The organism is Streptomyces sp. NBC_01341 (genome assembly GCF_035946055.1).
Lineage (GTDB): Bacteria > Actinomycetota > Actinomycetes > Streptomycetales > Streptomycetaceae > Streptomyces.
In genome coordinates this window covers 2,138,704-2,161,346 of sequence record NZ_CP108364.1, presented here as the reverse complement: position 1 = coordinate 2,161,346, position 22,643 = coordinate 2,138,704, and the positions used below count along the sequence as shown (strand labels likewise).

The 22,643-nt window shown below is 70.6% G+C and carries 24 protein-coding genes and 5 tRNA genes; 23 read left to right on the top strand and 6 right to left on the bottom strand.

Annotated features, from left to right (window positions below):
• Positions 1–105 precede the first annotated feature (105 nt).
• From OG206_RS09200 to OG206_RS09160, 9 genes are all read left to right on the top strand, one after another.
• On the top strand, positions 106–288 hold the full coding sequence (locus tag OG206_RS09200) for a hypothetical protein (protein WP_327114129.1): 183 nt from the start codon (positions 106–108) through the stop codon (positions 286–288).
• 293 nt (positions 289–581) lie between these two features.
• Entirely contained in the window at positions 582–1,358 is a 777-nt protein-coding gene (locus OG206_RS09195) for a fumarylacetoacetate hydrolase family protein (RefSeq protein ID WP_327114127.1), read from the top strand.
• Positions 1,351–2,823, top strand: coding sequence for a glutamate--tRNA ligase (gene gltX, locus OG206_RS09190; protein WP_327114125.1), 1,473 nt, complete (start codon positions 1,351–1,353; stop codon positions 2,821–2,823). The genes OG206_RS09195 and gltX overlap by 8 nt, the downstream gene beginning before the upstream one ends.
• Before the next feature lie 144 nt (positions 2,824–2,967).
• Positions 2,968–3,678 carry an HAD family hydrolase gene (locus OG206_RS09185; RefSeq protein WP_327114123.1) on the top strand — a complete coding sequence of 237 codons (711 nt, stop codon included), beginning with the start codon at positions 2,968–2,970 and terminating at the stop codon, positions 3,676–3,678.
• Between the two features lie 85 nt (positions 3,679–3,763).
• Positions 3,764–3,835: transfer RNA gene (locus tag OG206_RS09180), tRNA-Gln, on the top strand.
• Between the two features lie 18 nt (positions 3,836–3,853).
• A tRNA-Glu gene (locus OG206_RS09175) sits at positions 3,854–3,926 on the top strand.
• Between the two features lie 86 nt (positions 3,927–4,012).
• A tRNA-Glu gene (locus OG206_RS09170) sits at positions 4,013–4,085 on the top strand.
• 12 nt (positions 4,086–4,097) lie between these two features.
• Positions 4,098–4,169, top strand: a tRNA-Gln gene (locus tag OG206_RS09165).
• Between the two features lie 20 nt (positions 4,170–4,189).
• Positions 4,190–4,262 (top strand) — tRNA-Glu (locus OG206_RS09160).
• A gap of 473 nt (positions 4,263–4,735) precedes the next feature.
• Here the strand turns inward: OG206_RS09160 and ndgR are convergent.
• Complete coding sequence (ndgR, locus tag OG206_RS09155; protein WP_003966003.1) at positions 4,736–5,452, bottom strand: IclR family transcriptional regulator NdgR; 717 nt, start codon at positions 5,450–5,452, stop codon at positions 4,736–4,738.
• 173 nt (positions 5,453–5,625) lie between these two features.
• Here ndgR and leuC point away from each other — a divergent pair, with 173 nt between their 5' ends.
• The 4 genes from leuC (at position 5,626) to OG206_RS09135 (ending at position 8,786) form a co-directional block, all read left to right on the top strand.
• Positions 5,626–7,050 carry a 3-isopropylmalate dehydratase large subunit gene (leuC, locus tag OG206_RS09150; protein ID WP_327114122.1) on the top strand — a complete coding sequence of 475 codons (1,425 nt, stop codon included), beginning with the start codon at positions 5,626–5,628 and terminating at the stop codon, positions 7,048–7,050.
• A 5-nt stretch (positions 7,051–7,055) separates the two neighbouring features.
• Positions 7,056–7,649, top strand: a complete 594-nt coding sequence (leuD, locus tag OG206_RS09145) for a 3-isopropylmalate dehydratase small subunit (protein ID WP_327114120.1) — start codon at positions 7,056–7,058, stop codon at positions 7,647–7,649.
• A 104-nt stretch (positions 7,650–7,753) separates the two neighbouring features.
• Entirely contained in the window at positions 7,754–7,981 is a 228-nt protein-coding gene (locus OG206_RS09140; protein ID WP_327114118.1) for a hypothetical protein, read from the top strand.
• Between the two features lie 142 nt (positions 7,982–8,123).
• The gene (locus OG206_RS09135; RefSeq protein ID WP_327114116.1) at positions 8,124–8,786 is read left to right on the top strand and encodes an HU family DNA-binding protein; all 663 of its coding nucleotides are present in this window, start codon (positions 8,124–8,126) and stop codon (positions 8,784–8,786) included.
• Between the two features lie 81 nt (positions 8,787–8,867).
• Here OG206_RS09135 and OG206_RS09130 read toward each other — a convergent pair whose 3' ends face one another.
• Together OG206_RS09130 and cofC are read right to left on the bottom strand one after the other, a co-directional pair.
• Positions 8,868–9,071, bottom strand: coding sequence for a hypothetical protein (locus OG206_RS09130; protein ID WP_327114114.1), 204 nt, complete (start codon positions 9,069–9,071; stop codon positions 8,868–8,870).
• Between the two features lie 10 nt (positions 9,072–9,081).
• The gene (gene cofC, locus OG206_RS09125) at positions 9,082–9,765 is read right to left on the bottom strand and encodes a 2-phospho-L-lactate guanylyltransferase (protein WP_327114112.1); all 684 of its coding nucleotides are present in this window, start codon (positions 9,763–9,765) and stop codon (positions 9,082–9,084) included.
• Positions 9,766–9,914: 149 nt separating this feature from the next.
• Between cofC and OG206_RS09120 the strand changes: the two genes are divergently transcribed.
• The 3 genes from OG206_RS09120 to OG206_RS09110 are packed head-to-tail and all read left to right on the top strand — an operon-like array spanning position 9,915 to position 12,893.
• The gene (locus OG206_RS09120; RefSeq protein WP_327114110.1) at positions 9,915–10,667 is read left to right on the top strand and encodes a lysophospholipid acyltransferase family protein; all 753 of its coding nucleotides are present in this window, start codon (positions 9,915–9,917) and stop codon (positions 10,665–10,667) included.
• On the top strand, positions 10,664–11,674 hold the full coding sequence (locus tag OG206_RS09115) for an NAD(P)H-dependent glycerol-3-phosphate dehydrogenase (protein ID WP_327114108.1): 1,011 nt from the start codon (positions 10,664–10,666) through the stop codon (positions 11,672–11,674). Before OG206_RS09120 ends, OG206_RS09115 begins: the two co-directional genes overlap by 4 nt.
• 34 nt (positions 11,675–11,708) lie before the next feature.
• Entirely contained in the window at positions 11,709–12,893 is a 1,185-nt protein-coding gene (locus tag OG206_RS09110; protein WP_327114106.1) for a D-alanine--D-alanine ligase family protein, read from the top strand.
• A gap of 43 nt (positions 12,894–12,936) precedes the next feature.
• Here the strand turns inward: OG206_RS09110 and OG206_RS09105 are convergent, their stop codons facing one another.
• Both OG206_RS09105 and OG206_RS09100 read right to left on the bottom strand, forming a co-directional pair.
• Entirely contained in the window at positions 12,937–13,425 is a 489-nt protein-coding gene (locus tag OG206_RS09105; protein ID WP_327114104.1) for a DUF3515 domain-containing protein, read from the bottom strand.
• A 20-nt stretch (positions 13,426–13,445) separates the two neighbouring features.
• Positions 13,446–13,679, bottom strand: coding sequence for an Lrp/AsnC family transcriptional regulator (locus OG206_RS09100; protein ID WP_056791028.1), 234 nt, complete (start codon positions 13,677–13,679; stop codon positions 13,446–13,448).
• A 320-nt stretch (positions 13,680–13,999) separates the two neighbouring features.
• Between OG206_RS09100 and OG206_RS09095 the strand changes: the two genes are divergently transcribed.
• Together OG206_RS09095 and thiD are read left to right on the top strand one after the other, a co-directional pair.
• The gene (locus tag OG206_RS09095; RefSeq protein WP_327114100.1) at positions 14,000–14,971 is read left to right on the top strand and encodes a thiamine-phosphate kinase; all 972 of its coding nucleotides are present in this window, start codon (positions 14,000–14,002) and stop codon (positions 14,969–14,971) included.
• Between the two features lie 10 nt (positions 14,972–14,981).
• Entirely contained in the window at positions 14,982–15,791 is an 810-nt protein-coding gene (thiD, locus tag OG206_RS09090) for a bifunctional hydroxymethylpyrimidine kinase/phosphomethylpyrimidine kinase (protein ID WP_327114098.1), read from the top strand.
• Positions 15,792–15,865: 74 nt separating this feature from the next.
• Here thiD and rpmB read toward each other — a convergent pair whose 3' ends face one another.
• On the bottom strand, positions 15,866–16,051 hold the full coding sequence (gene rpmB, locus OG206_RS09085; protein ID WP_003965989.1) for a 50S ribosomal protein L28: 186 nt from the start codon (positions 16,049–16,051) through the stop codon (positions 15,866–15,868).
• Between the two features lie 256 nt (positions 16,052–16,307).
• On the opposite strand from rpmB, the gene OG206_RS09080 reads away from it, so the two are divergent.
• The 5 genes from OG206_RS09080 to OG206_RS09060 all read left to right on the top strand — a co-directional run bounded on the left by OG206_RS09080 (position 16,308) and on the right by OG206_RS09060 (position 22,633).
• Positions 16,308–17,930 carry a DAK2 domain-containing protein gene (locus tag OG206_RS09080; RefSeq protein WP_327114094.1) on the top strand — a complete coding sequence of 541 codons (1,623 nt, stop codon included), beginning with the start codon at positions 16,308–16,310 and terminating at the stop codon, positions 17,928–17,930.
• 51 nt (positions 17,931–17,981) lie between these two features.
• Positions 17,982–20,210 carry an ATP-dependent DNA helicase RecG gene (recG, locus tag OG206_RS09075; protein ID WP_327114092.1) on the top strand — a complete coding sequence of 743 codons (2,229 nt, stop codon included), beginning with the start codon at positions 17,982–17,984 and terminating at the stop codon, positions 20,208–20,210.
• Between the two features lie 98 nt (positions 20,211–20,308).
• On the top strand, positions 20,309–20,893 hold the full coding sequence (gene rsmD / locus OG206_RS09070) for a 16S rRNA (guanine(966)-N(2))-methyltransferase RsmD (protein ID WP_327114090.1): 585 nt from the start codon (positions 20,309–20,311) through the stop codon (positions 20,891–20,893).
• Between the two features lie 26 nt (positions 20,894–20,919).
• On the top strand, positions 20,920–21,399 hold the full coding sequence (coaD, locus tag OG206_RS09065; protein ID WP_327122219.1) for a pantetheine-phosphate adenylyltransferase: 480 nt from the start codon (positions 20,920–20,922) through the stop codon (positions 21,397–21,399).
• A 97-nt stretch (positions 21,400–21,496) separates the two neighbouring features.
• The gene (locus OG206_RS09060; protein WP_327114088.1) at positions 21,497–22,633 is read left to right on the top strand and encodes an ATP synthase F0 subunit B; all 1,137 of its coding nucleotides are present in this window, start codon (positions 21,497–21,499) and stop codon (positions 22,631–22,633) included.
• The last annotated feature ends 10 nt before the right edge of the window (positions 22,634–22,643 follow it).

The following is a 22,643-nucleotide window of genomic DNA, read 5'->3' as shown; positions in this document are numbered from 1 at the left end:
CCGGGCGGGGAATCGGATGTTTAGCCTGACGCTTTACAGGGATAGCGAATCCGACAACCGGCGCCCCTCCTGGTGGCGCCCCAGCGGCAAGGGCCCATACGGCAGATGAAGACGACGATGACGTTCCGCAACATTGCCAACCCCCGGCGCACCACGCTGGCGCACCTCGACGGCGCCGGGACCCTGCACACGCCGGAACAGCCGGAGCACGCCGTCGACCTGCCGACCCAGACGGCCAACCCCCGCCGCACCATCCTCATGGAGGCCCCGGTCGCGGCCGCCGGCTGAGCGCCTGTCCGGTGACCCCTGATCGGGCGGTCACGCCCCGGCGCGCCCGCTTTTCCGGACGAAGGCCACCCGACAGCCTCTGAGGCCGGCGAGACCCCGGCGCCGCCCGCCCCGCGGCACCGCGCAGACGTCCGCGGTATCGACGCAAGGCCCCCGCAGCCCGGCTGCGGGGGCCTCCGTGTGCCCGTGTCGGCGCGTCCCGACGACGCCGGTAATGGGGGCGGAGCCCGCCGGGCGAGGCGATAGCCTGGAGCGTCAGTCTTCAGCCAGCAAGTGAGGGGCTACAGCTTCCCGTGCGCATCGCCAGGTTCTCCATCGACGGCAATGTCGCCTTCGGCGCGGTCGAGGGCGACAGCCCCGACAGCCTCGTCCTCGACATCATCAAGGGCATCCCGTACGCCGACTTCGAACTCTCCGGGACCAAGGTCCCGCTGAAGAAGGTCCGGCTGCTCCCGCCCGTGCTTCCGAACAAGGTCGTGGCCATCGGCCGTAACTACGCGGAACACGCCGCCGAGATGGGCAACGAGGTCCCGGACGTCCCCGTGGCCTTCTTCAAGCCCACCACCTCGGTGATCGGCTCGGGCGACGCCATCGAGTACCCCTCGTTCTCCGACGAACTGCACCACGAGGCGGAGCTCGCCGTGGTGATCGGGCGCATGTGCCGCGAGGTCCCGCGCGAGCGGGTCAAAGACGTCATTTTCGGCTACACCTGCGCCAACGACGTCACCGCCCGCGACGTCCAGCGTCGCGAGAGCCAGTGGGCCCGCGCGAAGGGCTTCGACACCGCGTGCCCGCTCGGGCCCTGGGTGGAGACCGACGTCGACCCCGGCAACCTGGCCATCCAGGCCACGGTCAACGGCGAGCAGCGACAGCTCGGCCGGACCAGCGACATGATCCGCTCCGTGGAGGATCTGGTCGTCCACATCACGGAGGCCATGACACTGCTCCCGGGCGACGTGATCCTGACGGGGACCCCCGCGGGCGTCGGACCCCTGCACGTCGGCGACGAGGTCGCCGTCACCATCGAAGGCATCGGCACTCTCACCAACAAGGTGATCAAGCGTGGCTAACCCCCCTGTCCGTGTACGTTTCTGTCCCTCCCCGACCGGCAACCCCCACGTGGGCCTGGTCCGGACAGCTCTCTTCAACTGGGCCTTCGCCCGGCACCACCAGGGCACCCTGGTCTTCCGCATCGAGGACACCGACGCGGCGCGCGACTCCGAGGAGTCGTACACGCAGCTGCTCGACTCGATGCGCTGGCTCGGCCTCGACTGGGACGAGGGCCCCGAGACCGGCGGCCCCCACGAGCCCTACCGCCAGTCGCAGCGGATGGACCTCTACAAGGACGTCGCCGAGAAGCTCCTGGCCGCCGGGTACGCGTACCCGTGCTACTGCACCACCGAGGAGCTCGACACCCGCCGCGACGCCGCCCGCGCCGCCGGCAGGCCCTCGGGCTACGACGGCCACTGCCGTGACCTGAGCGACGCGCAGAAGGCCGCGTACGAGGCCGAGGGCCGCACCTCGATCATCCGTTTCCGGATGCCCGACGAGGCGATCACCTTCACCGACCTGGTCCGCGGCGACATCACGGTCCAGCCGGAGAACGTCCCGGACTACGGCATCGTCCGTGCCAACGGTGCGCCCCTCTACACGCTCGTCAACCCGGTCGACGACGCGCTGATGGAGATCACCCACGTCCTGCGCGGCGAGGACCTGCTCTCCTCGACCCCGCGCCAGATCGCCCTGTACCGGGCGCTCATCGAACTGGGCATCGCCAAGTACACCCCTGCGTTCGGCCACCTGCCGTACGTCATGGGCGAGGGCAACAAGAAGCTCTCCAAGCGCGACCCGCAGGCCTCGCTCAACCTCTACCGCGAACGGGGTTTCCTGCCCGAGGGGCTGATCAACTACCTCTCGCTGCTCGGCTGGTCGATCGCGGAGGACCGCGACATCTTCGGCCGTGACGAACTGGTGGCGGCGTTCGACATCGCCGACGTCAACGCCAACCCGGCGCGCTTCGACCTGAAGAAGGCCGAGCACATCAACGCCGAGCACCTGCGGATGCTCGACGTGAAGACCTTCACCGAGGCGTGCGGCCCCTGGCTGAAGGCCCCCTTCGCGCCCTGGGCCCCCGAGGCCTTCGACGCGGAGCAGTTCGCCGAGATCGCCCCGCACGCGCAGACGCGCGTCACGGTCCTCTCGGACATCACGGCCAACGTGGACTTCCTCTTCCTGGACGAGCCCGTCCACGACGAGGCGTCCTGGGCGAAGGCCATGAAGGAGGGCTCCGACGCCCTGCTCGTCACGGCCCGGGCCGAGCTGGCCGCGGCGGAGTGGAACGCCGAGGCGCTCAAGACGGCCGTGCTCACCGCCGGCGAGAAGCACGGCCTGAAGCTCGGCAAGGCGCAGGCCCCGGTCCGTGTCGCCGTCACCGGCCGCACGGTCGGCCTGCCGCTCTTCGAGTCCCTGGAGATCCTGGGCCGCGAGAAGACGATCGCCCGGATCGACGCGGCACTGGCGAAGCTCGCGGCGTAGCGCCTCGCGGTGTCGCGGTGGGCGGTCACGGGAGCACCCGTGACCGCCCACCGGTGTTTCCGGGGGAGGGCCGGGGTCCGCGACCGGGCCCCGTGTTGTCCGGTCGGCCCGCATCGGCCGCACGACACGGGTAGGTTCGCCCGTATGGCCATCCGTGCGGTTCTCTGGGACGTCGACGACACGATCTTCGACTACGCGGGATCGGACCGCACCGGTCTCCTCACGCACCTGCGGGAGGAGGGTCTCCCCGATGACGGCGGGGACCACCACGCCCGGTGGATGAGCATCGCCTCGGTGCACTGGGCGCGGGTCGCCGCCGGCGAGTCCGACTGGCACGCGCACTGCCGCGACCGGGTCAGGGACTTCCTCGGCCGGGAGCTGAGCGACCGGGAGGCCGACGCCTGGTTCACGCGGTACACCGGGCACTACGAGCGATCCTGGGTGCTCTTTCCCGACACGCTGCCCGTACTGGACGCCCTGGCGGACACGCACCGGCACGCCGTGCTGTCGAACTCCTCGGTCGACCACCAGGAGCGCAAGCTGCGGGCGCTCGGCGTGCGCGACCGCTTCGAGGTCCTCCTGTGCGCGCGGGAACTGGGCGTCTACAAGCCGGACGCCAGGGCCTTCCTCGCGGCGTGCGAGGCGATGGAACTCGATCCGCACGAGGTGGTCTACGTGGGGGACGAGCCCGACATCGACGCCGCGGGAGCCGTGGCCGCCGGACTGACCGGCGTCTGGCTGGACCGCAGGGGCAGAGGCGGGCGGCCCGAACTCGTCCGGATCACGGGCCTCGGTGAACTCCCCGGGCTGCTGGCAGGCAATACCCGTTTTGGAGCGCCGGACACCTTCGGGTAATGTTCTTCCTGCGCCGCCCGAGCGGGCCGAAAGATCCGGTCGGGAAGCGCAGACAGAAACACTACCCCCAAGGGTTGCGTTTCAGTGGGCTATGGTGTAATTGGCAACACTACGGTTTCTGGTACCGTCATTCTAGGTTCGAGTCCTGGTAGCCCAGCGCAAGATCAAGTAGCAAGCCCCCGTTGTGTAGCGGCCTAGCACGCTGCCCTCTCACGGCAGTAGCGCCGGTTCGAATCCGGTCGGGGGTACAGATCCTTCCCGCGAGAACATCTGGGTCGCACCCACGTTCTTGCGGTGGCAATATCCGGCTAGCGCCGGATGGAGGATCGCTAGGGCCCCCGTTGTGTAGCGGCCTAGCACGCTGCCCTCTCACGGCAGTAGCGCCGGTTCGAATCCGGTCGGGGGTACTTGTCACACCATGGGCTATGGTGTAATTGGCAACACTACGGTTTCTGGTACCGTCATTCTAGGTTCGAGTCCTGGTAGCCCAGCGCAAGTCAGCAGTAACCACGCCCCCGTTGTGTAGCGGCCTAGCACGCTGCCCTCTCACGGCAGTAGCGCCGGTTCGAATCCGGTCGGGGGTACAACACAGCAGGAAGAGAAGGGCCCTTCACCTCGGTGGGGGCCTTTTTCTCGTGTCCGCCTGCCGACGCCTCGCTGCTTCCTGCGTGGCGTACTGCTCCGACGCGTCCGGATCCGGCACTGCCACCTCCCGTACAGGGCGGGCGGGTTGGGCGAGGCGCCCGACTTCGCGGGGACGTCCGGGCGGACGAGGACCGTCGCGGGGGTGACCAACGAGCGGCGCGCGGGGGAGAGTTCGCCGTGCTCCATCGCCGAACCGCACGGTCCGCGCGCGTGCACGCCGCTCACCGGCCGGCGTGCTGCCGGGGGAGAGGGGATGCGGAGTTCCCGCCACCTCGTGCGCGGAGCGCAGGGCGGCGGATGCCGCTGACTCCGGGAGGGGGCGCCGGAGGGGGCCGGGATGAAGCACCGGGGTGAAGGGGGCCGCCACGGCGCTGGGGCGGCCTGGGGGAGGAGAACCAGGAGCCGAAAGGTCTCAGCCCGTGCGGCGCAGGGCCTCGCTCAGCCGTGCGGCCGAGTCGATGACCGCCTGGGCGTGCATCCGCCCCGGATGACGGGTGAGGCGCTCGATCGGCCCGGAGACGGACACCGCGGCGACCACCCGGTTCGACGGGCCGCGTACCGGGGCCGAGACGGAGGCGACGCCCGGCTCGCGCTCGCCGATGGACTGGGCCCAGCCGCGTCGGCGCACTCCCGAAAGGGCGGTCGCGGTGAAGCGGGCGCCCTGCAGGCCCCGGTGCAGGCGCTCCGGCTCCTCCCAGGCCATCAGGATCTGCGCGGACGAGCCCGCCTTCATGGTGAGCGTGGAGCCGACCGGCACCGTGTCCCGCAGGCCGGACAACCGCTCCGCGGCGGCCACGCAGATCCGCATGTCGCCCTGTCGGCGGTAGAGCTGCGCGCTCTCGCCGGTGATGTCGCGCAGATGCGTGAGTACGGGTCCGGCCGTCGCCAGGAGGCGGTCCTCGCCGGCCGCGGCCGCGAGCTCCGACAGCCGGGGGCCGAGAATGAAACGGCCCTGCATGTCCCTCGCCACCATGCGGTGGTGTTCGAGTGCCACGGCAAGTCTGTGTGCCGTAGGCCTTGCGAGCCCTGTCGCCGCGACCAGCCCGGCGAGGGTGGCCGGACCGGACTCCAGGGCGCTCAATACCAGAGCTGCCTTGTCGAGAACGCCGACGCCGCTAGAGTTGTCCATACGACGATACTCGCGTCTCACTCTGTGAAACGCAAGTTCAATTTTCCCCGGAAGTTGCGAACCTGTAGGAGCGGCCTTACCGGGGCCCGCAGCCACCGCCCCGCTCGGGGGTCCGGACGGCGGCACCCGAATCTCTAGTTGGGCCGGCGAAGACGCCGGCCGAAGGGAAAGCGATGGGTAGGACACTCGCGGAGAAGGTCTGGGACGACCACGTCGTCCGGCGCGCCGATGGCGAGCCCGACCTTCTCTTCATCGATCTGCACCTGCTGCACGAGGTGACCAGCCCGCAGGCGTTCGACGGTCTGCGCCAGGCCGGCCGCCCGGTCCGGCGTCTCGACCTCACCATCGCCACCGAGGACCACAACACCCCGACCCTCGACATCGACAAGCCGATCGCCGACCCCGTCTCGCGTGCCCAGCTGGAGACCCTCCGCAAGAACTGCGCGGACTTCGGAGTCCGGCTGCACCCGCTGGGAGACGTCGAGCAGGGCGTCGTACACGTGGTCGGCCCGCAGCTGGGCCTGACCCAGCCGGGCACCACGGTCGTCTGCGGTGACTCGCACACCTCCACCCACGGCGCGTTCGGCGCGCTGGCCTTCGGTATCGGCACCAGCCAGGTCGAGCACGTCCTGGCCACCCAGACGCTGCCCCTGGCCCGCCCCCGCACGATGGCGATCACCGTGGAGGGCGAACTCCCCGACAGTGTCACCGCCAAGGACCTGATCCTGGCCATCATCGCCCGGATCGGCACCGGCGGCGGCCAGGGCTACATCCTCGAATACCGCGGTTCCGCCATCGAGAAGCTCTCGATGGAGGCCCGGATGACGATCTGCAACATGTCGATCGAGGCCGGTGCCCGCGCCGGGATGATCGCGCCGGACGAGACCACCTTCGACTACCTGCGAGGCCGTGACCACGCGCCCGAGGGCGAGGAGTGGGACGCGGCGGTGGAGTACTGGAAGACGCTGCGCACCGACGACGACGCCGTCTTCGACGCCGAGGTCGTCATCGACGGCCCGTCGCTCGCGCCGTTCGTCACCTGGGGCACCAACCCGGGCCAGGGTGCGCCCCTGTCCGCCGCCGTCCCCGACCCCGCTTCGTACGAGGACGCCTCGGAGCGCCACGCCGCCGAAAAGGCCCTTGAGTACATGGGGTTGACCGCGGGCCAGCCGCTGCGCGAGATCAGCGTGGACACCGTGTTCGTAGGTTCGTGCACCAACGGGCGTATCGAGGACCTGCGCAACGCGGCCTCGATCATGGACGGCCGCAAAGTCGCCGACGGCGTACGGATGCTGGTCGTCCCGGGTTCCGTCCGGGTCGCCCTGCAGGCCGTGGAAGAGGGCCTGGACAAGGTCTTCACCGCCGCCGGCGCCGAATGGCGGCACGCGGGCTGTTCGATGTGCCTCGGCATGAACCCCGACCAGCTGGCCCCCGGCGAGCGCTCCGCCTCCACCTCGAACCGGAACTTCGAGGGCAGGCAGGGCAAGGGCGGCCGCACCCACCTGGTCTCCCCGCAGGTCGCCGCCGCGACCGCGGTGCTGGGCCACCTGGCCTCGCCCGCCGATCTGTCCGACGTCCGTACGCCCGCCGGAGTCTGAGAGTCATGGAAGCATTCACCGCACACACCGGCCGGGTCGTCCCGCTGCGGCGCAGCAACGTCGACACCGACCAGATCATCCCGGCCCACTGGCTGAAGAAGGTCACCCGCGACGGCTTCGAGGACGGACTCTTCGAGGCCTGGCGCAAGGACGGGGACTTCGTCCTCAACCGCCCCGAGCGCAAGGGTGCCTCGGTCCTGGTCGCGGGTCCCGACTTCGGCACGGGCTCGTCCCGTGAGCACGCGGTCTGGGCCCTGCAGAACTACGGTTTCAAGGCCGTCATCTCCTCCCGGTTCGCCGATATCTTCCGCGGCAACTCCCTGAAGAACGGTCTCCTGACCGTCGTCCTCGACCAGGCGGTCGTGGACAGCATCTGGGAGCTGGCCGAGGCCGATCCGACGGCCGAGGTGACCGTCGACCTGGAGAAGCGCCAGGTGCTCGCCGAGGGCATCACGGCCGACTTCGAGCTCGACGAGAACGCCCGCTGGCGGCTGCTGAACGGGCTGGACGACATCAGCCTCACCCTTCAGAACGAAGCGGACATTGCGACTTACGAGGCGGCCCGTCCGTCCCACAAGCCGCGCACGATTGACGTCTGAGCAGCGCTTTTCCCGAACTGCGCCCCCTGTCCTCGGACAGGGGGCGCAGTCGCTTGTTGAGACCCCCTCGGGCGACAACTCGCCCCAGATGGCACAATCGGTGCATGGAACGCGACAGCCAACTCGAGCTCTATGGCCACGTCGCCGACCGATTGAAGGAAGCGCACGCAAAGGTGCGCGCACTGCAAGTCCCGGAGGGCGTAAGGATGGCGCTGTCCCGGAAGCTGATGGTCGTCACGGCCGCGGCTAAGCACGATCTCCCAGGCGCGGCACGGCGTCTGGACCGGTTGATGAAGGACCTCGATGAGGGCCGATTCCCCGAAGGTGACTGACTCTGCGGACAGCGCAGCGGTCGACTTCGTTGCGGCACTAGGGTGATTAGCCCGTTTCGTGTTTGATTTGCGGTATATATCTGCCTAACGTGCGAAAAAGCCTGAACAGTTTCGTTCGGGCAATGTCTCCGAAGGGGAAGACGTGAACAAGGCGCAGCTCGTAGAAGCGATTGCCGACAAGGTCGGCGGCCGCCAGCAGGCCGCTGACGCGGTCGACGTGGTACTCGATGCGATCGTCCGTGCGGTCGTCGGCGGCGACCGTGTCTCGGTCACCGGTTTCGGTTCGTTCGAGAAGGTCGACCGCCCCGCCCGCTACGCCCGCAACCCGCAGACGGGTGAGCGCGTCCGGGTCAAGAAGACCTCGGTGCCCCGCTTCCGTGCGGGACAGGGCTTCAAGGACCTGGTGAGCGGCTCCAAGAAGCTCCCCAAGGGTGGCGAGGTCTCCGTCAAGAAGGCCCCCAAGGGCAGCCTCTCGGGCGGTTCTTCCACCCGCACGACGGCGAAGGCCGCTGCGAAGAAGGCCACCGCCAAGAAGGCCACGGCCCGCAAGACCACGGCGGCCGCGAAGAAGACCACGGCAGCCGCGAAGACGGCGACGCCGGCGAAGAAGACCACCACGGCGGCCGCGAAGAAGACCACGGCGGCGGCGAAGAAGGCGACGCCGGCGAAGAAGGCCACCGCCACGAAGAAGGCCGTAGCGGCCAAGACAGCGCCCGCCAAGAAGACCACGGCGAAGAAGGCGCCCGCGAAGAAGACCACGGCACGCAAGACCACAGCCAAGAAGGTCACCGCACGCAAGAAGTGAGACCGGGCACCGCTCGTTCCTCACACGCGCCGGGCCGGGCTCCCCTCGGGGAGCCCGGCCCGCGGGCTGTCCGGAGGCCGTTCAGAGCGTCTGCAGCGTCACGAGGGTGATGCGCAGCGACGTGCCCTCGCCCTCGGTCTCGATCCGTACCCGCTGCCCCGGACGGAGCAGCCGCAGCCCTCCCGCGTCGAACGCCGGAGCGTCGAAATCCACCGGTGTGCCGTCGTCGAGGAGCACGCTGCCGCTGCGGGTCCCCGGGTCGTACGTGAACGAAGTCGCCTGCATGACCGGCAGCCTATCGGTCCGCGGCAGGCGCCACAGGGGCCGTCAGAACCGCGGTGAACCGCCCGACGCCCAGCGCGAGCGCCGCCCGCAGGTCTTCGCCCGTGTCCACGTCCCGGCGGACCGAATGGAGGCCGGACGGTGTGATCTCCACCGCGCCGGAAGCGAGATGCCGCGCCCTCGACGAACCGCCGAAGGCCGGGCGCAATTCCACTCCGGGTGCGGCGGAAAGAAATGTCGTTCCGATTCCCTGGGCATCGGCGACAAATGCGCGGGGAAATGCCGTCGCGAAATCGAGCACGCGAGCCAATTCGTGCGGACGGAGTGCGGGGAGATCCGCATTGAGCGCCGCCACCGCCGCGCCGCGTCCACACCTGCGCACCGACCGGGCACCGTGTTCCAGCGCCGCGTTGAGCCCCGCGGCAGGGGTGTCGGCCACCGTGCGGGCACCGAGGGCCGACAGCGCCGCACCGGCCACCGGATCGTCCGTGACGACCACCACATCACGCACCGCGGGGCAGGCCAGCGCCGCCGCGACGGTGTCCTGCGCGAACGCCAGGGCCAGGCGGGGCCGCAGCTCCCCGCCCACCGCGCGCCCCAGCCTGCTCTTGGCCCTGGCCAGCGGCTTCAACGGGACGACCAGGGACCAGGGGCCGGTCGGGTCGGTGTTCGTGGCGATCTCCCCCTCGTGAGGCATCAGCATTTATTCTCGCCTGCCGGTACGACAACCCGGCGGTCCGCCCCCACGCGTGAGGCGTACCGTGTTCCCCACACGCAGGGGCCCGGGGCAGTGAGCATCGCCGCGAGCCGCGCAGCAGCTCAGTAGTCCTAGAGGAAGGCCTCCGAGTGTCCCGCCGCAGAATCGGCTTCTGGTACCGCCTGGCTGCGGTGATCGCGAAACCGCCCCTGGTGGTTCTGTTCAAGCGGGACTGGCGGGGGATGGAACACATTCCGGCCGAGGGCGGATTCCTCACCGCGGTCAACCACAACTCGTATCTGGACCCGCTGTCCTACGCGCACTACCAGTACAACACCGGACGCGTGCCGCGGCTGCTCGCCAAGGCCGGACTGTTCAGGACCCCGTTCGTCGGCATGATGCTGCGCGGCACAGGACAGATCCCCGTCTACCGCGAGACGACCAACGCGCTCGACGCCTTCCGGGCCGCCGTCGAGGCCGTCGAGCGCGGTGAATGCGTCGCCTTCTACCCGGAGGGCACGCTTACCCGCGACCCCGACATGTGGCCGATGGTCGGCAAGACCGGCGCCGCCCGCGTCGCGCTGATGACCAAGGCCCCCGTCATCCCCGTCGCCCAGTGGGGCGCCAACCTCGCGATGCCGCCGTACGCCAAGGAGAACAAGCTCCGGCTGTTCCCGCGCAAGACCCTCCGGGTACAGGCGGGACCGCCCGTCGACCTGTCGAGCTACTACGGCCTCGACCCGACGCCCGAGGTGCTGCGCCGGGCGACCGAGACCATCATGGCCGCGATCACCGCCCAGCTCGAGGACCTGCGCGGCGAGAAGGCGCCCACCGAGCTCTACGATCACCGCAAGGCCCGTGCTGAACAGCGGCGCAAGGCAGAGGGAAAGGGATCCACGTGACGCACCCCGCCAAGGCGGCCGTCTTCGGAACCGGCTCATGGGGTACGGCCTTCGCCATGATCCTCGCCGACGCGGGCTGCGAGGTCACCCTCTGGGGGCGCCGGGCAGAGGTCGCCGAAGCGGTCAACACCACCCGCACCAACCCCGGGTACCTGCCGGGAATCGAGCTCCCCGCCTCGATCCGGGCCACCACGGACGCGGCGGAGGCGCTGCGCGGCGCCGACTTCGCCGTCCTGGTGGTGCCCTCCCAGACGCTGCGCGCCAACCTCGCGGACTGGGCCCCGCACCTGGAGCCGGACACGGTCCTCGTCTCCCTCATGAAGGGCGTCGAACTCGGCACCGCCAAGCGGATGAGCGAGGTCATCGAGGACGTCACGAAGGTGACCGCCGACCGCATCGCCGTCGTCACCGGCCCCAACCTCGCCAAGGAGATCGCCGAGCGCCGCCCCGCGGCGGCCGTCGTCGCCTGCGCGGACGAGAGCGTGGCCCAGCGCCTCCAGACCGCCTGCCACACCCCGTACTTCCGGCCGTACACCAACACCGACGTGGTGGGCTGCGAACTCGGCGGCGCCGTGAAGAACGTCATCGGCCTCGCCGTGGGCATCGCCGACGGCATGGGCCTGGGCGACAACACCAAGGGCTCGCTCATCACCAGGGGCCTCGCGGAGACCACCCGCCTGGGCATCGCCATGGGCGCCGACCCGCTGACCTTCTCCGGACTCGCCGGACTCGGTGACCTCGTGGCGACCTGCTCGTCCCCGCTGTCGCGCAACCACACCTTCGGAACCAACCTCGGCCGCGGGATGACGCTCCAGGAGACCGTGGCCGTCACCAAGCAGACCGCCGAGGGCGTCAAGTCCTGCGAATCGGTGCTCGATCTGGCGCGCAGGCACGGTGTCGACATGCCGATCACCGAGACGGTCGTCGGCATCGTCCACGAGGGCAAGCCCCCGGTGGTCGCGCTGAAGGAGCTGATGTCGCGCAGCGCCAAGCCCGAGCGGCGCTGACTCGGGCTCTACCAGCAGGTACGCTCATCGCGATATGAGCAGCCAGAACCTCCCCCAGAGCACCGAGAGCCCCCTCGGCCCCGAGCAGAGCTCCGAGCAGGGCCGCAAGCCGCGCGTGGCCGTCGTGTTCGGCGGCCGGAGTTCCGAACACGGCATCTCGGTCGTCACGGCGGGCGCCATCATGAGCGCCATCGACCGGACGAAGTACGACGTCCTGCCGATCGGCATCACCAGGGACGGACGTTGGGCCCTCACGTCCGACGACCCGGCCCGGATGGCCATCACCAACCGGCAGGTCCCCGACGTGGACCAGCTGGCCGAGTCCGCCCGCGGAGCGGTGACGCTCTCCGTCGACCCCGGCAACCGTGACGTCGTCGTCGGCGAACCCGGCGCGGTCCCCACGGCGCTCGGCGAGGTCGACGTGGTCTTCCCCATGCTCCACGGCCCGTACGGCGAGGACGGCACGCTCCAGGGCCTTCTGGAGCTCTCCGGGGTGCCGTATGTCGGCGCCGGTGTCCTGGCCTCGGCCGTCGGCCAGGACAAGGAGTACATGAAGCGGGTGTTCACCTCCTTCGGGCTGCCGGTCGGGCCGTACGAGGTCGTCCGCCCCCGGGAGTGGGAGTCCGACCGGCCCGCCGCCCGCAAGCGCATCATGGAGTTCGCCGCCGAACACGGCTGGCCGCTCTTCGTGAAGCCCGCCCGCGGCGGTTCCTCCATGGGCATCACCAAGGTCGACGACCCCTCCGGACTCGACGAGGCGATCGAGGAGGCCCGCCGGCACGACCCCAAGTTCCTGGTGGAGTCCCTGCTGCGCGGCCGCGAGATCGAATGCGGTGTCCTGGAGTTCGAGGACGGACCGCGCGCGAGCGTGCCCGCCGAGATCCCGCCGGTCACCGCGCACGACTTCTACGACTTCGAGGCCAAGTACATCGACTCGGCGGCCGGGCTGGTGCCCGCGCCGCTCACCGAGGAGCAGACAGCCGAGGTCCGGCGGCTCGCCGTGGACGCCTTCGAGGCCGTGTCCTGCGAGGGACTGGTGCGCGCCGACTTCTTCCTCACGGAGGACGGCACGTTCGTCATCAACGAGATCAACACCATGCCGGGATTCACCCCGATCTCCATGTACCCGCGCATGTGGCAGGAGAGCGGTGTGAGCTACGGGGAACTGGTCGACCGGCTGATCCAGGCCGCGCTGAACCGCCCCACCGGCCTGCGCTGAGCCGTACGAGGGCCGCCCCGCCGGGGGACGGCCCTCGAAGCCCTCAGAGGCTGCCGGGCACCGTCTTCGCGACCGGCGCCGCGAACGCCGACAGCGGGGTGGCGTCGTGCGCGTACTTCGGCCCGAGCGTCACCTCGACGTACGCCTTGCGATAGGTGGTCGTGAACCGCGGGCCGTCGCCCTCGCGCTGCTCCAGCAGCCAGTTGACGCCGTCCGCCTCCACCGCCTTCGACTGGGAATCGTCCATCCTCGCGGGCCGGGGGACACCGCAGCGCAGTACGATCGCCCCGTCCCCCCAGCCGGCGGTCAGATCCGACTCCGGTGAGGGGTCGCTCCGTTCCAGACCGGCGACCGTCTCCGGCAGTTCCCCGTGCAGTGCCTCGCAGTACCCGGCTGCCTCCGACGACGGAGTGGGTACCGCCACGGACGGCTGGGAACCGCCGGCGGAACAGCCCGCCGCGGCCAGGACGAACAGGGCGGCGGACACGGAGAGAACACGGGGTCCGGGAAGCGGGCGGCGGGTGCGGGTCACCGGGCCAGCGTAGACAGGGGTCAGAGGTGGACGACCGGGCAGGTCAGGGTTCTCGTGATGCCGTCCACCTGCTGGACCTTGGCGACCACCATGCGGCCGAGCGCGTCGACCGTGTCGGCCTGTGCGCGCACGATCACGTCGTAGGGGCCTGTGACGTCCTCTGCCTGAATCACTCCCGGAAGTTTTGCGATGGTCTCGGCGACGATCGACGCCTTGCCCACCTCGGTCTGGATGAGGATGTACGCCTGTACCACGGAACCTCCAGGGCGGCCACGAGGATCATGTGGGGGAAAGGGACGCCACGTTATCGCGTCGCCGCGGGCCGCGGGGAGACCCACGGGCCGGTTGACGCCCACAGCGTGGCGTACGCACCACAGAAGTTGACGTATCTCTTGACGGTACCGACAGCAGTTGGGGCTCGCGACCGCAAGCCCACCGGGGCGGAAGGGGGACGGTGACGCCCGCACGACCCGGGGCCGCCGGTGCCCCCGGGCCGTTCGTCCACGGCCCGGACCTCCGGCCGCTGAAGCAGCACGGACAGGTGTCCGGTGCGATACATGAGAGGTGAGACTCGGTGAAGGGAACCGTGGGCGAGTTGGGGGAGTTCGGGCTCATCAGAGAGCTCACTTCCCGGCTCACCACCACTCCGGCGGTACGGCTGGGACCCGGCGACGACGCCGCGGTCGTGGCCGCTCCCGACCGCAGGGTCGTGGCCAGTACGGACATCCTGCTGGAAGGGCGGCACTTCCGCCGCGACTGGTCCACCGCGTACGACGTCGGCCGCAAGGCGGCCGCCCAGAACCTCGCCGACATCGCGGCCATGGGCGCCGTGCCCACCGCCCTGCTCCTCGGCCTCGTCGTACCCTCCGACCTCCCGGTCACCTGGGCCGCCGAGCTGATGGACGGGCTGCGCGACGAATGCCAGGTCGCCGGTGCCGCGGTGGTCGGTGGCGACGTCGTCGGCGGTGACACCATCACCGTCGCGATCACCGCGCTCGGCGACCTGCGCAACCACGAACCCGTCACCCGCGCCGGTGCCCGGCCCGGCGACGTCGTCGCCGTCACCGGCTGGCTCGGCTGGTCCGCCGCCGGATTCGCCGTGCTCTCCCGCGGGTTCCGCTCACCCCGCGCCTTCGTCGAGGCACACCGGCGCCCCGAACCGCCGTACCACGCGGGCCCGGCGGCGGCCGGACTGGGCGCCACGGCCATGACGGACGTCAGCGACGGGCTCGTCGCGGACCTCGGGCACATCGCGGAGGCCAGCAAGGTCCGCATCGACCTGCGCTCGGGGCTCATCGACATCCCCTCGCAGATGTCGGACATCGGACAAGCCGTCGGGGTCGACCCCCTGCAGTGGGTGCTCACCGGGGGAGAGGACCACGCGATCGTGGCGACGTTCCCCGCGGACGTGAAGCTCCCCGCCCGCTGGAAAGTGATCGGCGAGGTCCTCAACCCGTCGGCGCTGCCCCAGGTGACCGTCGACGGTGCCCCGTGGACCAGCAAGGGCGGCTGGGACCATTTCGGGTCCATCGAGGACGCCCAGTAGATTCCGGGGCATGACAGCACCCGCCGCCGTACCGCCCCGTGTCCTCACCGTCGCCGGATCCGATTCCGGCGGCGGTGCGGGCATCCAGGCCGACCTGAAGACGATGCTGGCCCTCGGCACGCACGGGATGAGCGTGCTCACCGCCGTGACCGCCCAGAACTCGCTGGGCGTGCAAGGCGCCTGGGAACTCCCGGTGGAGGCCGTGCGCGCCCAGTACCGGAGCGTCGTCGACGACATAGGTGTCCAGGCCGTGAAGACGGGCATGCTGGGGTCGGCCGCGCTCGTCGACACCGTCGCGGGACTCCTCGCGGGCACACGGGCTCCCGTCGTCGTCGATCCCGTCGGGGTCTCCAAGCACGGGGACGCCCTGCTCGCCACCGAGGCCCTCGAATCCGTACGCACGAAACTGCTGCCCGTCGCCACGGTCGCCACCCCCAACCTCGACGAGGTGGCCCAGATCACCGGCATCACGGTCACCGACGAGGCCGGAATGCGCAGAGCCGCCGCCGAGATCCTCTCGTACGGACCCCGCTGGGTCGTCATCAAGGGCGGTCATCTGCCCGGCGACGCCGTCGACCTGCTGACCGACGGCTCCGAGGAACACTGGCTGCGCGCGCCGAGGTACGACAACCGGCACACCCACGGCACGGGCTGCACCCTCGCCTCCGCCATCGCGTGCGGACTGGCCTGCGGCCAGGACGTGCCGACGGCCGTGCGGAGCGCGAAGGAGTACGTCACCGGCGCGATCCGGGCCGGCTTCGCGCTGGGCGGCGGCATCGGCCCCGTCGATCACGGCTGGGCGCTGCGCCCCGCACGGTGAAGACAGCAAAAAGCCGGTCCACCGAGGTGGACCGGCTTTTTGGGCAACCGGAAGGCTGCGCTACGACGGGGACGTCAGCGCGCGACCTTGCCGGCCTTGATGCACGAGGTGCAGACGTTGAGCCGCTTCGGCGTCCGACCGACCACTGCACGCACGCGCTGGATGTTGGGATTCCAGCGACGGGACGTACGGCGGTGCGAGTGCGAAATGCTGTTGCCGAAGCTCGGCCCCTTGCCGCAAACGTCGCAGTTGGCAGCCACGGGTCACTCCAAAGACTTCAGATGCACTTACAGTGAATTCCGGCGCGCCGGAATCATTTTACTGAAGTGGCGGTACCGGAGGAATGTCCCGACTTTCGTCGGGCAACCGAAGCAGCATACAACGCCTGCGTCGGAGATACGAAACTACCACGGCTTCCCGGGCCCTCCTCCCCGCACCTCTGCCCGCCGGACCTGCGGGTGAGGACTACTCTGCGGTTCAGCCAGCCCCCCACGGCCGCCCCAAGGAGGACCAACGGTGCCGCAGTCCCACGACGTTCTCGACGCCGTCGCGGTGCGCACCTGGTGCTCGCTGGCCCTGGAGGCCCTGGGCCGGGAGCGTTCGGCGATCGACGCCATCAACGTCTACCCCGTCGCCGACGGGGACACGGGCACCAACCTGTACCTGACCGTCGAATCGGCGGCGGCGGCGGTCGAGGCGGTGTTCGCCGCCCACGAGACGGGTTCCACACTCCCCGCCCCCGCCGACGTCGTACGGGCCATGGCGCACGGCGCGCTCATCGGAGCCCGGGGGAACTCCGGCACCATCCTGGCGCAACTGCTGCGCGGCATGGCCGGAGTGCTGGCCGAGGCAGGTGACGCACCTCACCTGCGGACCGCCCTCGCGGAGGCCGCCGCCGCGGCGCGCAAGGCCGTCGCCCATCCCGTCGAAGGCACGGTGCTGACCGTCGCCACCGCCGCCGCCGAGGCGGCCGGGGCGGCGCCTGCCGGTGCGGGCCTCAGGGACGTGCTCGACGCGTCGTACGGAGGCGCCCTGGCCGCCTTGGCCGCCACCCCCGGCCAGTTGGCCGCCCTCGGACGGGCGGGCGTCGTGGACGCGGGCGGACAGGGCCTGGTCGCCGTGCTCGGAGCCCTGCTGGAAGCCGTCGGCGGCCGCCCCGCGGAGCGCACCGTCCCTCAGGGCCCCGATCTCCCGCCGCGCACCGGGGACTGCGGCGACGCCGACCCGGACGGCGGCCCCGCCTTCGAGGTCATCTACCTGCTGGAGGCCTCCGACGACGCCGTGACCGGGCTGCGGGCCCGGCTGGACGCCCTCGGGGACTCACTCGTCGTGGTCGGCGGCGACGGCCTGTGGAACGTCCACGTCCACGTCGACGACGCAGGGGCGGCCGTCGAAGCCGGGGTCGAGGCCGGGCGGCCCTACCGGATCCGGATCACGCACTTCGCCGCCGACCGGGTCCGTGCCCACCGCGAACCCGTCCAGCGCGCGGTCGTCCTCGTCGTCCCCGGCGACGGACTCTCCGGCCTGTGCACCGACGCCGGTGCGACCACCGTCCTGGCCCGCCCCGGCGAGCCGCCCGCAAGCGGCGAACTGGTCGACGCGATCCGCCGGGCCCACGCCCGCGAGGTCGTCCTGCTGCCCAACGACGCGCAGCTGCGCCACACGGCGGCGGCCGCCGCCGAACAGGCCAGGACCGAAGGCATCCGCGTCGCCCTGGTCCCCACGCGCGCCGCCGTCCAGGGCATCGCCGCCCTCGCCGTCCACGAACCGGGCCGCGGCTTCGACGAGGACGTCGTCGCCATGACCGCGGCGGCCGGTGCCACCCGGTACGCCGAACTGGCCGTCGCCGAGCGCCAGTCGTGGACGATGGCGGGGATCTGCCAGGCCGGCGACATCCTCGGGCTGATCGACGGGGACGTCGCCGTCATCGGCGAGGACGTGCCCGCCACCGCCCGAACCGTCCTCGACCGGATGCTGTCGGCCGGCGGCGAACTCGTCACCCTGGTCCTGGGGGAGGACGTCCCCGACAGCCTCGCCGACACCCTCAGCGCGTACGTGCGCGAGGGCTACCTGGCCGTCGACACCGTCGTCTACCGGGGCGGCCACCAGACCGCACCCCTGCTCATCGGCGTCGAGTGACGCCGTGCCCCGCGCCGCGCCCGGCGACATCTGTCAGTACCGTGGTGTGCAATGGACCGCGTGTCCGCTTTCGATGAACCCCTGAAGAAGCTACTCGGCGGAGCCACCGCGAAGGTGATGGCCGAACACCTCGACCTGCACACGGTCGGTGACCTGCTCCACCACTACCCGCGGCGGTACGAGGAGCGGGGCCGGCTGACGGCGCTCACGGACCTCCCGCTGGACGAGCACGTCACGGTCGTGGCCCAGGTCGCCGACGCGCGGATCATGATGTTCAACAACGGCCGGGGCAAGCGGCTCGAAGTGACCCTCACCGACGGCAGCGGCAGGCTCCAGCTCGTCTTCTTCGGGCACGGCGTCCACAAGCCGCACAAGGAGCTGCTGCCCGGGCGGCGCGCCATGTTCGCGGGCAAAGCCTCCGTGTTCAACCGGAAGATGCAGCTCGCCCACCCCACGTACCAGCTCCTCGACGCGCGGAACAGCGACGAGGAGGCCGACGTGACCGAGGCCGTCGACGCCTTCGCGGGCCGGCTGCTGCCGATCTACCCCGCCTGCAAGCAACTCGACTCCTGGCGGATCGCCAAAGCCGTCGACACCGTCCTGCCCAGTGCCCAGGAGGCCGTCGACCCGCTTCCCCCCTCGCTGCGGGAGGGGCGGGGCTTCGTCCCGCTCCCCGAGGCGCTGCTCAGGATCCACCGTCCTCAGACCAGGGCGGACGTCGCGGCCGCGCGTGACCGGCTGCGCTGGGACGAGGCCTTCGTCCTCCAGGTCGCCCTCGCCCGCCGCAGGTACGCCGACACGCAGCTTCCGGCGGTGGCCAGGAAGCCCGTGTCCGCAGGAGTGCTCGACGCCTTCGACGCCACGCTCCCCTTCACCCTCACCGAGGGCCAGCAGAAGGTCACCGAGGAGATCTTCGGCGACCTCGCGGCGGAACACCCGATGCACCGCCTGCTCCAGGGCGAGGTCGGCTCCGGCAAGACGCTGGTGGCCCTGCGGGCCATGCTCCGGGTCGTCGATGCGGGCGGCCAGGCCGCGATGCTCGCCCCGACCGAAGTGCTCGCCCAGCAGCACCACCGGTCGATCACCGAGATGATGGGCGAGCTGGCCGAAGGAGGAATGCTGGGCGGCTCCGACCTGGGCACGAAGGTCGTCCTGCTCACCGGGTCCATGGGCACGGCCGCCCGCCGTCAGGCACTGCTCGATCTGGTCACGGGCGAGGCGGGACTGGTCATCGGCACCCACGCGCTGATCGAGGACAAGGTCAAGTTCCACGACCTCGGCCTGGTCGTCGTGGACGAGCAGCACCGGTTCGGGGTGGAGCAGCGCGACGCCCTCCGCTCCAAAGGGAAACAGCCCCCGCACCTGCTCGTCATGACCGCCACACCCATTCCGCGCACGGTCGCGATGACGGTCTTCGGCGACCTGGAGACCTCCGTGCTCGACCAGTTGCCGGCCGGACGCTCCCCGATCGCCAGCCATGTCGTGCCCGCCAAGGACAAACCCCACTTCCTCGACCGCGCCTGGGAGCGGGTCCGCGAGGAGGTCGGGAACGGCCACCAGGCCTATGTCGTCTGCCCACGCATCGGCGACGAAGGGGACGAAGCGGCGGAGAAGAAGGACAAGGCCGCAAAGAAACAGGCCGCCCCAGCCGAGGACCCGGAGAAGCGCCCGCCGCTCGCCGTGCTGGACATCGCCGCCCAGCTGTCCCGTGGCCCGCTGAGCGGCCTGCGCATCGAGGTCCTCCACGGCAGGATGCCGCCCGACGACAAGGACGACGTCATGCGGCGCTTCGCCGCCGGCCAGGTCGACGTCCTCGTCGCCACCACGGTCATCGAGGTCGGGGTGAACGTCCCCAACGCCACCGCGATGGTGATCATGGACGCCGACCGCTTCGGGGTGTCCCAGCTGCACCAGCTCAGGGGCCGAGTAGGCCGCGGCAGCGCCCCCGGCCTCTGCCTGCTGGTCAGCGAGGCCCACGAGGCGAGCCCAGCCCGGGCCAGGCTCTCCGCGGTCGCCGCGACCCTCGACGGCTTCGAGCTGTCCCGCATCGACCTCGAACAGCGGCGGGAGGGCGACGTCCTCGGCCAGGCCCAGTCCGGCGTCCGGTCCTCCCTGCGGGTGCTCAGCGTCATCGACGACGAGGAAGTCATCGCGGCGGCCCGTGAGGAGGCGGTCCGGGTCGTCGCGGACGACCCGCAGCTCGACCGGCTCCCCGAGCTGCGCATCGCGCTGGACGCACTTCTGGACAAGGACCGGGAGGAGTACCTCGACAAGGGGTGACGGGGGTGACCGGGCGGAAATCCGGGGACGCCATATCGTGGGGAGCACGGCACACGTCCCGTCCTGTGCGCCGCCCGCGACCCGAGGACCAGACACCCATGACCCGCGTGATCGCCGGCACGGCCGGCGGACGCCGCCTGGCCGTCCCGCCCGGCACCGGCACCCGCCCCACATCCGACCGTGCGCGCGAGGGCCTGTTCTCCACATGGGCCGCGCTCCTCGGCACCATCGACGGCATCCGCCTCGCCGACCTGTACGCCGGCTCCGGCGCGGTGGGCCTGGAAGCCCTCTCCCGCGGCGCCGTCCACGCACTGCTCGTGGAGGCCGACGCCAAGGCGGCGCGTACGGTCCGCGAGAACATCCGGACCCTCGGTCTGCCCGGTGCGGAGTTCCGCGCCGGGCGGGCGGAACAGATCGTCACGGGACCCGCACCCTCGGAGCCGTACGACGTGGTGTTCCTCGACCCGCCGTACGCCGTCACCGACGACGATCTCCGGGAGATCCTGCTCACACTCCGTGCTCAGGGCTGGCTCACGGGCGACGCCCTCGTCACGGTGGAACGGAGCACGAGAGGCGGCGAATTCGGCTGGCCCGACGGTTTCGAGCCGCTACGGGCCCGCCGCTACGGCGAGGCCACGCTTTGGTACGGTCGCGCCGCCTCTACGTACGAAGACGCACGATGACCGCACCGGAGAGCGAGGGAACCACGTTGCGCCGCGCCGTCTGTCCGGGGTCGTTCGACCCCATCACCAACGGACATCTCGACATCATCGGTCGAGCCTCGAAGCTGTACGACGTCGTGCACGTCGCCGTGATGATCAACCAGTCCAAGAAGGGCCTGTTCACGGTCGACGAGCGGATCGAGATGATCCGCGAGGTCACGGCGGACTTCGGCAACGTCGAGGTCGAGTCGTTCCACGGGCTGCTGGTCGACTTCTGCAAGCAGCGCGACATCCCCGCGATCGTGAAGGGGCTGCGGGCCGTCAGCGACTTCGACTACGAGCTGCAGATGGCCCAGATGAACAACGGCCTCTCCGGTGTCGAGACGCTGTTCGTGCCGACCAACCCGACCTACAGCTTCCTGTCGTCCTCCCTGGTCAAGGAGGTCGCCACCTGGGGCGGCGACGTGGCGCACCTGCTGCCGCCCACGGTCCACCGCGCACTCACGGAGCGTCTCGGCGAGAAGTGATGCGCTGACCGACCGTCACCAGGTGTCGGACGGGAGGCGACTGGCCGTACAGTCGTCCCGTCCGTCTCCAACAGCGGCAGAGAGTGGCGAGCACACGGTGGACGTGCAGAAGAAGCTCGACGAGATCGTCGAAACGGTCGGGAACGCCCGGTCCATGCCCATGTCGGCGTCCTGTGTGGTCAACCGGGCCGAACTGCTCGCGCTGCTGGAGGAGGTGCGCGAGGCACTGCCCGGCTCGCTCGCCCACGCCCAGGAACTCATCGGCGGCCATGAGCAGCTCGTGGAACAGGCCCGGCAGGAGGCCGACCGGATCATCGAGTCCGCCCGCGCCGAGAGGGGCTCCCTGATCTCGGGCACGGAGGTGGCCCAGCGTTCCCAGGCGGAGGCCGACCGGATCCTGTCCGAGGCCCGCAGGGAGGCCGACGAGGTCCGCGCGGAGGCCGACGAGTACGTCGACAGCAAGCTCGCCAACTTCGAGGTCGTCCTCACCAAGACCATCGGCTCCGTGGACCGGGGCAGGGAGAAGCTCCTCGGACGCGGCGAGGGCCTCGACGAGCAGGGCTACCAGGACCCCGACTTCGCCGAGGCCCCGGAGCGCAGCGCCGACCCCGAGACGCTCAGGCGGCGCGCGGACGACTACGTGGACACCAAGCTCGGTGCCTTCGAGGCCGTGCTCGCCAAGACGCTGGAAGCCGTCGGCCGGGGCCGGCAGAAGCTGCACGGCCGGGTCGCCACCGACGACCTCGGCGCGCACATGGCCGCCCAGGACGCCGCGGGCGGCGGGCAGCACACCAGCGACGAGGACCACTGGGCCGGCCTCGCGGAACTCGCCACCCCCGAGCCGCAGCAGATCCCCCGGCAGCCGGACTACGCCGAACCCGTCCATCAGCCCTACACGGAGCCCGTGCAGCCGGACTACGCGCCGGTGGCCGGCTACCAGGACCCCGCACAGACGGGCTTTTCCGCTCAGCCCGGATCCGAGCCCCAGTACGCGCAGACGTACGGCTACCAGGACCAGCAACAGCTCCAGGACGGCTACGGATATCCGCAGCAGCAGGCCGACCCGTACGCGTACCAGCAGCAGGCGTACGACCCGAACCAGCAGCAGGAGTACTGGCCCCAGCAGGGCCAGGTGCCCGCGCAGCAGGGCGAGAGCGCGCTCGACGAGACCAGCCTCTTCGACACGAGCATGATCGACCTGGAGCAGCTGCGCCGGTACGAGCAGGGCCGCTGACCGGAGCGGG

Coding starts and splice junctions, on each gene's coding strand:
- OG206_RS09200 (WP_327114129.1), top strand. CDS start 106: ATGAAGACGACGATGACGTTCCGCAACATTGCCAACCCCCGGCGCACC.
- OG206_RS09185 (WP_327114123.1), top strand. CDS start 2,968: ATGGCCATCCGTGCGGTTCTCTGGGACGTCGACGACACGATCTTCGAC.
- ndgR (WP_003966003.1), bottom strand. CDS start 5,452: ATGGACAACTCTAGCGGCGTCGGCGTTCTCGACAAGGCAGCTCTGGTA.
- leuC (WP_327114122.1), top strand. CDS start 5,626: ATGGGTAGGACACTCGCGGAGAAGGTCTGGGACGACCACGTCGTCCGG.
- leuD (WP_327114120.1), top strand. CDS start 7,056: ATGGAAGCATTCACCGCACACACCGGCCGGGTCGTCCCGCTGCGGCGC.
- OG206_RS09140 (WP_327114118.1), top strand. CDS start 7,754: ATGGAACGCGACAGCCAACTCGAGCTCTATGGCCACGTCGCCGACCGA.
- OG206_RS09130 (WP_327114114.1), bottom strand. CDS start 9,071: ATGCAGGCGACTTCGTTCACGTACGACCCGGGGACCCGCAGCGGCAGC.
- cofC (WP_327114112.1), bottom strand. CDS start 9,765: ATGCCTCACGAGGGGGAGATCGCCACGAACACCGACCCGACCGGCCCC.
- OG206_RS09110 (WP_327114106.1), top strand. CDS start 11,709: ATGAGCAGCCAGAACCTCCCCCAGAGCACCGAGAGCCCCCTCGGCCCC.
- thiD (WP_327114098.1), top strand. CDS start 14,982: ATGACAGCACCCGCCGCCGTACCGCCCCGTGTCCTCACCGTCGCCGGA.
- recG (WP_327114092.1), top strand. CDS start 17,982: ATGGACCGCGTGTCCGCTTTCGATGAACCCCTGAAGAAGCTACTCGGC.
- rsmD (WP_327114090.1), top strand. CDS start 20,309: ATGACCCGCGTGATCGCCGGCACGGCCGGCGGACGCCGCCTGGCCGTC.